Here is an 11,415-nt window from a genome sequence, read left to right as displayed (position 1 = left end):
GGATCCTCGAGTCTGCGCGCGTCGCTTCGCTCCTGCTCCGTCCATACATGACGATGTTGCTTCGGCCAACCTCTGCGGCAGTGTGTTGTTTCGAGCTAAAACTGAATCGGACAAACCGTTTAGCCGTCTATGCGAGACACTGGATTCAACGACCTAGTCCATCGATTCAACGAAGGGAAATGCCATGGCCACCACAAAACTGCTCAGCGATGCCGAGGTTGAAAAGATCCCGGCGGTGAAGGCCGTGTTCGACGATATCCGCGCGACGCGGAAATCCGACTTCGTCAACAATTTCTGGCGCGGGCTGGCCAATGATCCGGCGTCGCTGAAGCGGGTATGGGAGCAGCTCAAGGCGGTGATGGTTGCCGACAGCGCCATCGACCCGCTGACCAAGGAGATGATCTACATCGCCGTCTCCACCGCCAATGGCTGTTCCTACTGCATCCATTCGCATACGGCCGCCGCGCGGGCCAAGGGCATGACCGACGCACAGCATGGCGAGTTGGTGTCGATCATCGGCTTGGCGGGCCAGACCAATCACCTCGTCACCGCCATGCAGATCCGGCTCGATCCGCAATTCGAGGTGAAGTGAGTCGGGTGCGCGGCGCGGCGTTTTCCGTGTCGCCGCCAGCAAAAAAATATCGACCGGCGACGTTCATTTTCGCATTTCACAGGCTTGTGCCCGTGATCGAGAATTTTGCCCGGCGCTGTTAAGGAAGTGACATGTAACGGCACTAAGGAAGCCGCACGCGAAGTCGTTCGCCCGTGGTTTCCGGCGCGGCTCTCGCGGCGGAGCCGTCATGAAAATCGTCCAGATCACAGATACCCATTTCAGCCCAAGCAAGCCGCATTTCAACGGCAATTGGGAGCCTTTGGCCGCCTGGATCGAGCAAAGCGGCGCCGATCTCGTCATCCACACCGGCGATCTGACCGTCGACGGCGCCGACAAGGATGACGACATCACCTTCTGCATGGGGCTGATGCGGGAGATATCGAAACCCATGCTGCTGGTGCCCGGCAACCACGATGTCGGTCACCTGCCGGGTTCGCTGCAGCCGGTCGATGCCGTGCGGCTGGAACGCTGGCGCCGCTTGGCCGGGCCTGACTACTGGTTCGAGGATGCGGGAAACTGGCGGCTGATCGGCCTCGACAGCCAGGTGATGGGCTTCAACGATGCGACGGAAGAAGCCCAGTTCGAATGGCTGCGGGAGACGCTGGAAAGCCGCGGCGGTCGTCGCGTCGCGATGTTTGCCCACAAGCCACTCTTTGTCGACGATCCGGATGAAGGCGACACCGGCTATTGGAGCATCCGTCCGACGCAACGCCGGCGCCTCTATGATCTGATCGCCGCCCACGACGTGGCCCTGCATGCAAGCGGCCATCTGCATTGGGCGTGGAAGGGCAAATACGCCCATACCTCGCTGGTCTGGGGGCCGTCCGCCGCCTTCATCGTCGACACCATGGAACGCAAGATGCCGGGCGAGCAGCTGATCGGCGCCGTCGTGCACGAGTTGGATGACACGGTCGCCAGCGAGATCGTCGCGATTCCCGGCATGGCGACTCACGTTCTCGACGATGTGGTCGAGGAGGTCTATCCGCACGAGGCCCACAAGGTCCGCAGGAAGGCCGGGTGATGGGCGCGCTATCGCTTCGCGGCCTGAGCAAGGCCTTTGCCGGCAACGCCGTGCTGAAAGGCGTCAGCCTCGATGCCGAGCCCGGCGAGTTCATCGCCCTGGTGGGCCCTTCGGGCTGCGGCAAGAGCACGTTGCTGCGCATCCTTGCCGGGCTCGACCATGCCGATGCCGGCGAGATCCTGGTTGGCGGCAAGGATATGTCGAACGTCGCCGCGGCCGACCGTAACGTCGCCATGGTATTCCAGTCCTACGCGCTCTATCCGCATCTGACGGCCGGCCAGAACATCGCCGTTCCGCTAGCCATGAAGCGGCTGAGCCGCGCGCAGCGCCTGCCGCTGATCGGCTCCTTGCTGCCCGGCCAAAGGGAGACACGCGCCGGCATCGCGCGCGACGTGCGCGAGATGTCAGCTCTGCTCAAGATCGACCACCTGCTCGACCGCAAGCCTGGGCAGATGTCGGGTGGGCAAAGGCAGCGCGTGGCGCTGGCGCGCGCGATGGTGCGCCACCCCAGCATCTTCCTCATGGACGAGCCGCTTTCCAACCTGGACGCCAATCTGCGCGTCCATGCGCGCGGCGAGATCGTCGAACTGCACCGGCGCGCGGGCGTGCCGACGCTCTATGTGACGCATGACCAGGCCGAGGCGCTATCCATGGCCGACCGTGTGGCCGTCATGATCGGCGGCCATCTGCTTCAGCTTGCCGCGCCCGAAACCATCTACAACGACCCCGCCCATATCGAGGTCGCGCGGTTCGTCGGTCAGCCAAGGATCAACATCATCCCGGCGCAGACTGAAAACGGCCGTGCTGGTTTCGAGGGCATCCGGCTTGCCTTGATGGAGAAAGTGGCGAGCGGCCCGGTCAGCCTCGGCATCCGGCCCGAATTCGTGAAACTGGCGCCTGATGGGCGCAGCGGCCTTGCCGGGCGTATCGAGCGGCTCGAATTCCTCGGGTCGGAAGTCATCGCCCATTGCCGGCTTCAAGCAAGCGGCGACGCCATCGTCGCCAAGCTCGCGCCGCATGAGGCTAGGGACCTGATCGCGGGAATGCCCGTGGGTATCCTTCTGCCATCCGAACAGGCGATGGTGTTTGGGCCGGAAGGACGGCGGCTGCGTACGGCCGCGGCAGCAGGAGCGCGGCAGGAGCCGGCCTATGTCTAGCGTCACGACGGCGGGCAGCATCTCGGCCGCCGCCCTCCATCGGCGCAGCGAGGACCGGACGGCCTGGCTGCTGGCGCTGCCGGCGATCGTGCTGTTGTTCCTGTTCGTGCTGTTGCCGGTGATTGCCGTCATCTTTCTCGGCTTCACCGATTTCGAGCTCGGCTATGGCAAATTCCGGATCGTCGGCTTCGAGAACTACGCGCATCTTTTCAGTGACCGCACCTTCCGCAAATCGCTGTGGAACACGACCCTCTACACGGCGATGGTCGCTCCGGTCTCGATTGCGCTGGGCTTGGGCGTCGCGCTTTTGATCGAGGGCGAATTGCGCGCGCGGGCCTTCTTCCGCACCGTCTACTTCCTGCCGGTGGCCTCGCTGATCGTCGCCATGGCAACCGTCTGGCAGTACATCTTCCACCCGACCATCGGGCCGCTCAACGCGCTGCTTTCGCTTGCCGGCATTCCCGGCCCGAACTGGCTCGGCGCCTCGAACACGGTCCTCTACAGCCTGTCGATCATCGGCGTGTGGCAGTCGGTCGGCTTCAACATGGTGCTGTTCCTGGCCGGCCTGACGGCAATTCCGCGCGAGCTCTATGCCGCGGCTGAAGTCGACGGCGCGAAATCGGCGCTCGACCGGTTCTTCCTCGTCACATGGCCGATGCTCGGACCGACGACGCTGTTCGTCGTCACGATCAGCATCACCAATGCGGTGAAGGTTTTCGAGACCGTGAAGATGCTGACGGACGGCGGCCCGAACAAGGCGTCGGAAGTGCTGCTCTTCACCATCTACCAGGAAGGCTTCGTCTATATGCGGGTCGGCTATGCGTCGGCAATGACGGTAGTCTTCCTGGCGATCCTCGTGGTGCTGATGTTCCTGCAGTACCGCGTCCTTGACCGGCGGGTGCACTACACATGACGGGTATCCCAGTCGGTCGCATCGTCCGCTTTGCGCTGCTTTCGCTCGGCGCACTGACGATTCTGGCGCCCTATATCTTCATGATCTCGACCGCCGGAAAGACGCAGAGCGACATCTTCACCGCGGCGCTTTCGCTCATTCCGCAGCATTTCTACTTCGCCGAGAATTTCGCCAAGGCGCTGGACAAGGTGCCGATGGCAACGCTGCTGTGGAACGGCGTCGTCGTGTGCGGGCTGATCTTCTTCTTCCAGGTCGCGGTGGCGATCCCCTGCGCCTACGCGATGGCCAAGCTGAAGTTCCGGGCGGCACGGATGATGATGGTGTTGGTCATGCTCGGCCTGCTGGTTCCCATCCATGCAACGGCGCTGCCGCTCTATGTCGCGTTCGACCGCGTGTCGCTGCTCAACAGCTACACCGCCCTGGTCGCGCCATTCACGATCTCGGTGTTCGCGATCTTCATGTTCCTGCAGTTCTTCCGCGCCATGCCCGACGACCTCATCCATGCCGCCCGGCTCGACGGGATGTCGGAGCTCGGCATCGTCGCGCGCGTCATCGTTCCCAATGCCTGGCCGGCCGTCACCGCATTCGCGATCTTTTCCGTCGTCGCGCACTGGAACGATCTCTACTGGCCGCTGATCGTTATCAGCAAGCAGGCCTACGCCACGCCGCCGCTCGGCCTGATGTATTTCCGGGCCGCGGAGGCGGGCGACGACTACGGCGCGCTGATGGCTGCCACGCTGATCATCACCCTTCCTCTCGTCGCCGCCTTCCTGCTCGCGCAGAAGCGCTTCGTCGAAGGCATCACCATGACAGGTCTCAAAGGCTGAATTCGCCAACAACCAACTGGGCCAACAAGGAGCACGAGCAATGAAGCATATATCGAGGATTTTCGCCGCGGCGGCGGTCTCGCTGACCTTCGCACTACCGGCAAGTGCCGAAACGACTCTGACGGTCCACTATCCGATGCCCGGTTTCTTCAAGAACGTGATGGACACGATCTCGAAGAAGTTCATGGAAGAAAATCCCGATATCAAGATCCAGTTCGCCAGCCCGTCGGCAACCTATGAGGAAGGTATCCAGACCATCCTGCGCCAGGCCGGCACCGACGAGATGCCCGACATCACCTTCATCGGCCTCAACCGCCTGCGCATGCTCAACGAGCGAGACGTCGCCGTCGACCTCGGGCCGCTGGTCAAGAAGGACGGCAACATGGCCGAGCAGGGCTTCTCCGACACGATCCTCAAGCTCGCGCAGGTGAACGGCAAGCAGATCGGCCTGGCCTTCGCCACCTCCAACCCGATCATGTATTACAACGCCGACCTGGTGAAGGCGGCCGGCGGCGATCCGGACAATCCGCCCAAGACCTGGGACGAAGTGATCGCGCTCGGCGGCAAGATCAAGGCGCTCGGCAACGGCGTCGACGGCATCGACTTCCGCTGGCAGGGCGACGACTGGATGTTCTCGGCGCTCTTGTTCGGCGCCGGCGGCAAGATGCTGAACGGCGACGAGAGCAAGGTCGCCTTCAACGGTCCGGAAGGCGAGAAGGCCGTCGAGCTCATCGAGCGGATGGTGAAGGAAGGCGGCATGCCGGTGTTCACCAAGCCGGCGGGCGAGCAGGCTTTCGCCGCCGGCAAGGTCGGCTTCGAATTCCAGACCACCGGCGCGCTGGTCAACACGATCAAGAATGTCGGCGACAAGTTCACGTTGCGCACGGCCAAGATCCCGCTGATCGATCCGGTCAACGGCCGTCTGCCGACCGGCGGCAATGCGGTCGTCATCCTGACCAAGGACGCCGCGAAGCAGGAAGCTGCCTGGAAGTTCGCCAAGTTCGCCGCCGGCCCGTATGGCGCATCGGTGGTGGTGCCTGGAACCGGCTATGTGCCGAACAACGAGCTGGCCGCGAAATCTTCCGACTATCTCGGCGATTTCTACAAGAAGAACCCGCTGTTCCAGGCTGGCCTCAGCCAGATGCCGCTGATGGTTCCGTGGTATGCTTTCCCCGGCACCAACGGAGTCAAGGTGACGCAGACCATCGTCGACAACCTGTCGCGCATCGTCGACCAGTCGGCGACGCCGAAGGAAGCACTCGCCGACGCCGCGAGCGACGTCGAAGGCATGCTGCCGACGCAGTAAAGGCTTGCTCCGGAAGTCGTCGCGCCTGCCCGGCGCGGCGGCTTTCCGAAGCACTTACACTGGCCGGTAAACCTTGTCGGCCGTGTTCCAGAAGATGTTTGCCTCTGCTTTGGCGCCGTACCTGGCGACCGCGGCGCGGTGTGCCTTGATCAGCTCGGCGTGGCTGGTCCACAGCTTCTCGATCGGGAAGTTCGAGCCGAACATCAGCCGGTCGCTGCCGAGGATCTCGATGGCGTTGTCGACGATGTAGGCGATGAGTTCGGGGTCGTTGCCGTGCACGAAAGTGCCGAGCCCCGAGAGCTTGGCGTAGAAATTGGGCGCTGCCGAAAGCGTGCGGAGCCCCGCCTTCCACGCTTCGGTGGTTTCCGGCTCCATGCCGGTCAGCATGCCGGCATGGGTGAGGATGAAATTCGTCTCAGGGTTTTCGCCGACCAGCGTCAGCCCGTCCTTCATCTGCGTCGGGAAAAGCTGCAGGTCGAAGGTGAGGCCGTAATCCTTCAGCCGGGCGACATTGACGCGGACCTTGGGATCGATCACCTGGTCGGCCGATGTGGCGAAGCGGAAGGCGGGCGTCTCGTGCCAGTGGAGCTGCATGCGCACACCGCGCAGCAGCTTGTATTTCATCAGCCTGTCGATCTGCGGCCGGACGTCGTCGACGGTCATGTCGGCATAGCCGACAATGGCGTGCGGCCAGCCGGTTTCGTCGGCCGTTTTCTGCAGGAAGGCGACCTCTTTCTCGAAATCCTCCTTGGCCCAGTTGGTCTGGACATAGACGGCTTTCTCGACACCCGAGCCCTTCTGGTCCTCGAGGAACTCGGTGATCGGATAGTCGCGGCGGATCGGCTCGTAGGGGCCGAAGATGCGCGGCACCATCGGTCCGACCAGCCAGGGCTGGTCCTTCTGGCGCCAGATGTGGAAATGCGCGTCGATGGCCTTCTGCATCACGATACCCTTTTCCAGATGGTCTCGGCCGCCGGGGCGGGGCGGGCGAGCGAGAGGATGAAATCGGTCAGGCTTCCGACCGACGAGCCGTCGACCAGGTCGTCGAGCAGCGGCAGGATGGCGCGCAGCGCCGCCGTCGCCGGCTGGAAGCGCGGATCGCCGGCCAGCGGCGTCGCCAGCGACAGCCGGAAAGCGCGGGCGCTGAACCGCCGCATGGCGGTTTCCAGGTCGGAATGGTCGCCACGCTCCAGGCCATCGGACAGGATCACGACGCAGGCGCCGCGCGCGAAGGCGGAAAAGCGTGGCACCGACAGGAAGGCGAGCAGGGTCGGCCCCATCCGGGTGCCGCCGTCCCAATCGTCGACGAGCGCCGCGGCGCGGGCGAGCGCCTGCCCGCGGTCGCGGATGCGCAGCGCCGAGGTGACGCGGGTGAGGCGCGTGCTGAAGGTAAAGACTTCGGCGCTATCGGCACCTTGCACGGCCGCGTGCGCCAGCTTGAGGTAATCGGCGGTGTGCAGCTTCATCGAGCCGGAAACGTCGATCAGCAAGAGCAGCTTGCGCGGCACGGCCTGGCGGCGGCGCAGCAGCGGCGAGGGGATGTCGCCATCGGCGCTGACGATTTCGCTGAGCGATCGGCGAAGGTCGAGCGTGCCGCGCGAGCGGGTGCGCGCGGTGCGGAAGGAACGGCGCGCGGGCAGGGCGGCAGAGAGTTTTCGGCGGAACTGGCCGAGGCCATTGGCGTCGCGCTGGAAATCGCGGCTGCTCAGTTGCTCGAGCGCCGAGGACAGCTCGCCGCCTTTCTCCTGGCGGATGGTCTGTTTTTCTTCCTCGCGCGTGCCGCGATCGTCCTTGACGCGGGTCTCGTCGTCCTCTTCGCCCTCGATCGCGGGCTTGGCGTCGCCGTAGAAATAGGCTCGGAAATGCGCTTCGAATTCGCCGCGACGATCGGGCGAGGGCGCCAGGGTTGCAAGGGCCGCTTCGCGGATGTCGTTCATGGAGCGCGGGCCGAGCAGGGTGATCGCTTGCATGAAGCTGGTCACCTGTTCGGGGGCAATGGCGAAGGCGTGATGGCGCAGCAGGCGGGCGAAGCCTAGGAAGGGCGCGGCGGGATGAGGCAAGCTTTCGCCAGGTCTCATTCCTTCGCACCCCTCTCTGTCCTGCCGGACATCTCCCCCGCAAGGGGGGAGATTGGCAGTTTCGACGCCTCGCTCGATCCTGCGACGTTGAAGATTGGCGAAAGCCCGCGTGACGTCTGATCTCCCCCCTTGCGGGGGAGATGTCCAGCAGGACAGAGGGGGGTGCTGTCCCGCCAGCGTTGCGCATTAGCCTTGGGGTATCGCGCGAGCTCGTTACGATTGCTCGTCACCCCAACGCCTCCTCGACAATCCTCCCCAACTCCGGTGCGATCGCCGACAAATCCTCCTCGTCCTTGATCAGCACGCCGATGGCGCGGCGGAAGGCTTGCGGCCACGGGCTGCCGCCTTTTTCGAGAATGGTTGCGGCGTTGGCCCATTCGACCGCTTCGGCGATACCCGGCGGTTTGGCCAGGGACCGCGCGCGGATCTCCTGCACCGCATTCGCCACCGCGCGCGCCGTCGCCTCGGCGACATCACCGGAGCGCAACATGATGATCTCGGCCTCGCGCTCTGCATCGGGGTAGCCGATCCAGTGATAGACGCAGCGCCGGCGTAGCGCCTCGGCCAACTCGCGGGTGCGGTTCGAGGTCAGGATGACGATCGGCTGCTTTGCCGCGCGGATCGTGCCGCGTTCGGGGATGCTGATCTGGAAATCGGAGAGGAATTCCAGCAGCAGCGCTTCGAATTCATGGTCGGAGCGGTCGATCTCGTCGACCAGCAGCACGCGTTGCTCGGGCGCCCGCAAGACCTGCAGCAGCGGCCGCGCGATCAGGAAGCGGTCGTCATAGATGTCGATCTCGTGCTCGCCGGCATGACGGATGGCGAGCAATTGGCGCTGGTAGTTCCACTCGTAGAGCGCGTGCCCGGTATCGATGCCTTCATAGCATTGCAGGCGCACCAGCTCGCGGCCGAGCAGTTCGGCGACTGCCTTCGCGGCCTCGGTCTTGCCGACGCCCGGCGCGCCTTCGAGCAGCAGCGGCTTGCCCAGGCGGATCGCGAGGAAGATCGCGGTGGCCAGGCTGTCGTCGGCCAGATAGCGCGAAGCGGCAAGGCGCTCGGCTATCGCCTCCGGCGAAGCCGCGACTTCAACGGCGTCGGCGCTGGTCATCTTGCCCTCAGCCCGCCGCCTGCGCCTTCAGCGCGCGCAGGATGCGCTCGGGCGTGATCGGCAGCGTGTCGATGCGGACGCCGACCGCGTCGAACACGGCATTGGCGACGGCCGGAATCTGCGGGTTGGCGCACATCTCGCCCGGTCCCTTGGCGCCGAACGGACCGTCGGCGGACGGGCGCTCCAGCACGATGATTTCGGTCTCGGCGAGGTCGCCTGGGCCCGGCATCAGATACTGGTTGAAGTCGGTGCCGCCATGGTCGCGGTTCGGATAATAGGGCTCGGTCGTCTCGTAGAGCGCGTGGCTGATGCCCATCCAGGAGCCGCCGACCAGCTGCTGCTCGACCATCTTCGGGTTGAGCGCGCGGCCGATCTCGAAGACGTTCTTGACGGTGAGCACCGTCACCTCGCCGGTCTCGTCGTCGACTTCGACCTCGGCCACCGTGCAGGCATGGGCGTAGCACGTGGAGGGCTTCATCGCGCCGGTCTCCTTCTCCGGGTAGGATCGCGGGATCAGGAACATGCCGCGGCCCGAAATCGAGCGGCCGCGCTTGAAATGCGCCGACAGCGCGACATCGAAGATCGAGATCGATTTCTGCGGCGCGCCCTTCACCTGGATGTTGCCCTGGCCGTCGGTCTCGAGGTCGGAGGCGTTGACCTCCAATTCCTCGGCGGCCACTTCCAGCATCACCTGGCGGGCTTCCTTGGCCGCCTGGATGACGGCATTGCCGGCGCGGTGCGTGCCGCGCGAGGCGAAGGTGCCCATGCAGTGCGGACCGGTATCGGTGTCGGCCGTGTCGATGATGACGCGGTCGGTCGGCACGCCGATGGTCTCGGCGCAGATCTGCGCCATGATCTGCTTCATGCCCTGGCCGAGATCGACGCTGGAGAGCGTCACCATGAAATTGCCGGTCGGCGTCGAATGGACCAGCGCCTGGGTCGGGTCGCCGCCGAGGTTCATGCCGGTCGGATAGTTGATCGCGGCGACGCCGCGTCCACGCCGGATCGCCATCTCAGGCTCCCTTCCTGTAGGAGGACATTGCCATGTATTTTTCGGCCACCGGCCAGTCGGCGGCGCGCGAGGCCTCCTGCATGCATTCGATGAGCGCCGCCCCCTCGGTCGGCTGGCGATGCGCCTTCATGTCGCCGTCGCGATAGGCGTTGATGAAGCGGAACTCGAGCGGGTCCATGCCGATCAGCCGCGCCAGCTTGTCCATCTGCACCTCCAGCGCGAAGTCGCCGATGGTGACGCCGAAGCCGCGCATGGCCGACGAAGGGGTGCGGTTGGTGTAGACGCAATAGGTGTCGATCCAGACATTCGGGATCGTGTAGGGCCCGGGATAATGCGCGGCGCCTTTCTGCGCGCCATAGGGCGAGTGGCGGGAATAGGCGCCGGCATCGGTGTAGCCGGTCACCTTGCGGGCGACGATACGGCCGTCCTTCATGACGCCGTCCTTGATCACGACCTTCTCGGCCGCGCGCGGCGAGGAGATCTGCATCTCCTCCTCGCGGCTGTAGATAAAACAGACCGGGCGTCCGGTTAGCTTGGCGCCGAGGATGGCGATCGGCTCGACGATGACGTCGACCTTGCCGCCGAAGCCGCCGCCGACCGTACCGCCGACGAAATGCAGCTTCGAGCCTGGCATCTGCAGGATGATCGATGTGTTGTCGAGGGTGAAGAACATCGCCTGCGTATTGGTGTAGCAGGTGAAGCGGTCATTGCCCTCGGGCGCCACCACGCAGCCGGTGGTCTCGGTCGGCGCATGCTCGATCGGCGAGGACTGATAGGACTGTTCGAGGATGTGGTCGGCCCCGGCAAAGCCTGCCTCGACATCGCCGAAGCGCACCTTGCGGCACTCGCCGCTGTCATAGAGGTAGTAGTTCTGGCCGTGATATTCGTTGACCAAAGGCGCGCCGGGCTTCAGCGCTTCCTCCATGTCGAAGACGGCTGGCAGCACCTCGTAGTCGACCTTGACCTTGGCGGCCGCCTCCTGCGCCGCGCGCTCGCTCTCGGCCAGCACCGCGACCACGGCCTCGCCTTTCCAGCGCACCTTGCCGTCGGCAAGCACGGTTTCGTCCTCCGGCCCGACCTGGATCAGGATCAGGATGGTGTAGACGTTGTGCGGCACGTCCTTGGCGGTCAGCACCTTCACGACGCCCGGATGCCTTTCCGCCTCGGACGTGTCGATCGAGCGGATGCGGGCATGATGGTGCGGGCTGCGCACCATCTTCAGATGCAGCATGCCGGGGAAGTTGCGGTCGGCGAAATAGGCGGTCTTGCCGGTGACATGTCCAGGCGAGTCAAGCCGCGGGCGGGCCTGGCCGATCTCGTGCAGGCCGTCCTTGCGGACATCGGCGAAATAGTCCTTGCGCAGTTCCATGGCTCGTTCCC

The 11,415-nt window shown here is 64.6% G+C and carries 11 protein-coding genes; 6 read left to right on the top strand and 5 right to left on the bottom strand.

Features of this window, described 5'->3' with window-relative positions; genetic code table 11:
* Positions 1-184 precede the first annotated feature (184 nt).
* The 6 genes from FJ471_RS13220 (at position 185) to FJ471_RS13195 (ending at position 5,837) form a co-directional block, all read left to right on the top strand.
* Positions 185-592, top strand: coding sequence for a carboxymuconolactone decarboxylase family protein (locus tag FJ471_RS13220; protein WP_140803644.1), 408 nt, complete (start codon positions 185-187; stop codon positions 590-592).
* Between the two features lie 208 nt (positions 593-800).
* Positions 801-1,634 carry a metallophosphoesterase gene (locus FJ471_RS13215; RefSeq protein ID WP_140803642.1) on the top strand — a complete coding sequence of 278 codons (834 nt, stop codon included), beginning with the start codon at positions 801-803 and terminating at the stop codon, positions 1,632-1,634.
* Positions 1,634-2,791 (top strand): ABC transporter ATP-binding protein, encoded by a 1,158-nt coding sequence (locus FJ471_RS13210; RefSeq protein WP_140803640.1) that lies wholly within the window; start codon positions 1,634-1,636, stop codon positions 2,789-2,791. Before FJ471_RS13215 ends, FJ471_RS13210 begins: the two co-directional genes overlap by 1 nt.
* Positions 2,784-3,704, top strand: a complete 921-nt coding sequence (locus tag FJ471_RS13205) for a sugar ABC transporter permease (protein ID WP_140803638.1) — start codon at positions 2,784-2,786, stop codon at positions 3,702-3,704. The genes FJ471_RS13210 and FJ471_RS13205 overlap by 8 nt, the downstream gene beginning before the upstream one ends.
* The gene (locus tag FJ471_RS13200; RefSeq protein ID WP_140803636.1) at positions 3,701-4,531 is read left to right on the top strand and encodes a carbohydrate ABC transporter permease; all 831 of its coding nucleotides are present in this window, start codon (positions 3,701-3,703) and stop codon (positions 4,529-4,531) included. Before FJ471_RS13205 ends, FJ471_RS13200 begins: the two co-directional genes overlap by 4 nt.
* A gap of 40 nt (positions 4,532-4,571) precedes the next feature.
* Entirely contained in the window at positions 4,572-5,837 is a 1,266-nt protein-coding gene (locus FJ471_RS13195; RefSeq protein ID WP_140803634.1) for an ABC transporter substrate-binding protein, read from the top strand.
* A 54-nt stretch (positions 5,838-5,891) separates the two neighbouring features.
* Here the strand turns inward: FJ471_RS13195 and FJ471_RS13190 are convergent, their stop codons facing one another.
* The 5 genes from FJ471_RS13190 to FJ471_RS35565 all read right to left on the bottom strand — a co-directional run bounded on the left by FJ471_RS13190 (position 5,892) and on the right by FJ471_RS35565 (position 11,404).
* On the bottom strand, positions 5,892-6,779 hold the full coding sequence (locus FJ471_RS13190) for an amidohydrolase (RefSeq protein ID WP_181179366.1): 888 nt from the start codon (positions 6,777-6,779) through the stop codon (positions 5,892-5,894).
* Entirely contained in the window at positions 6,779-7,915 is a 1,137-nt protein-coding gene (locus tag FJ471_RS13185) for a VWA domain-containing protein (protein ID WP_140803630.1), read from the bottom strand. Before FJ471_RS13185 ends, FJ471_RS13190 begins: the two co-directional genes overlap by 1 nt.
* Positions 7,916-8,141: 226 nt before the next feature.
* Positions 8,142-9,023 carry a MoxR family ATPase gene (locus FJ471_RS13175; protein WP_140803628.1) on the bottom strand — a complete coding sequence of 294 codons (882 nt, stop codon included), beginning with the start codon at positions 9,021-9,023 and terminating at the stop codon, positions 8,142-8,144.
* Between the two features lie 7 nt (positions 9,024-9,030).
* Entirely contained in the window at positions 9,031-10,035 is a 1,005-nt protein-coding gene (locus FJ471_RS35570; RefSeq protein WP_073985327.1) for a molybdopterin cofactor-binding domain-containing protein, read from the bottom strand.
* A gap of 1 nt (position 10,036) precedes the next feature.
* Positions 10,037-11,404: a xanthine dehydrogenase family protein molybdopterin-binding subunit gene (locus FJ471_RS35565; protein WP_140803626.1), complete on the bottom strand. Its 1,368-nt coding sequence runs from the start codon at positions 11,402-11,404 to the stop codon at positions 10,037-10,039.
* Positions 11,405-11,415 lie beyond the last annotated feature (11 nt).

This window comes from Mesorhizobium sp. B2-7-1, from assembly GCF_006440735.1.
Taxonomy (GTDB): Bacteria; Pseudomonadota; Alphaproteobacteria; order Rhizobiales; family Rhizobiaceae; genus Mesorhizobium.
Note: the sequence above shows the minus strand (reverse complement) of the source record. Positions and strands in the feature narration are given on the sequence as shown.

Coding starts and splice junctions, on each gene's coding strand:
- FJ471_RS13175 (WP_140803628.1), bottom strand. CDS start 9,023: ATGACCAGCGCCGACGCCGTTGAAGTCGCGGCTTCGCCGGAGGCGATA.
- FJ471_RS35570 (WP_073985327.1), bottom strand. CDS start 10,035: ATGGCGATCCGGCGTGGACGCGGCGTCGCCGCGATCAACTATCCGACC.
- FJ471_RS13215 (WP_140803642.1), top strand. CDS start 801: ATGAAAATCGTCCAGATCACAGATACCCATTTCAGCCCAAGCAAGCCG.
- FJ471_RS13195 (WP_140803634.1), top strand. CDS start 4,572: ATGAAGCATATATCGAGGATTTTCGCCGCGGCGGCGGTCTCGCTGACC.
- FJ471_RS13210 (WP_140803640.1), top strand. CDS start 1,634: ATGGGCGCGCTATCGCTTCGCGGCCTGAGCAAGGCCTTTGCCGGCAAC.
- FJ471_RS13220 (WP_140803644.1), top strand. CDS start 185: ATGGCCACCACAAAACTGCTCAGCGATGCCGAGGTTGAAAAGATCCCG.
- FJ471_RS13185 (WP_140803630.1), bottom strand. CDS start 7,915: ATGAGACCTGGCGAAAGCTTGCCTCATCCCGCCGCGCCCTTCCTAGGC.
- FJ471_RS35565 (WP_140803626.1), bottom strand. CDS start 11,404: ATGGAACTGCGCAAGGACTATTTCGCCGATGTCCGCAAGGACGGCCTG.
- FJ471_RS13205 (WP_140803638.1), top strand. CDS start 2,784: ATGTCTAGCGTCACGACGGCGGGCAGCATCTCGGCCGCCGCCCTCCAT.
- FJ471_RS13200 (WP_140803636.1), top strand. CDS start 3,701: ATGACGGGTATCCCAGTCGGTCGCATCGTCCGCTTTGCGCTGCTTTCG.
- FJ471_RS13190 (WP_181179366.1), bottom strand. CDS start 6,779: ATGCAGAAGGCCATCGACGCGCATTTCCACATCTGGCGCCAGAAGGAC.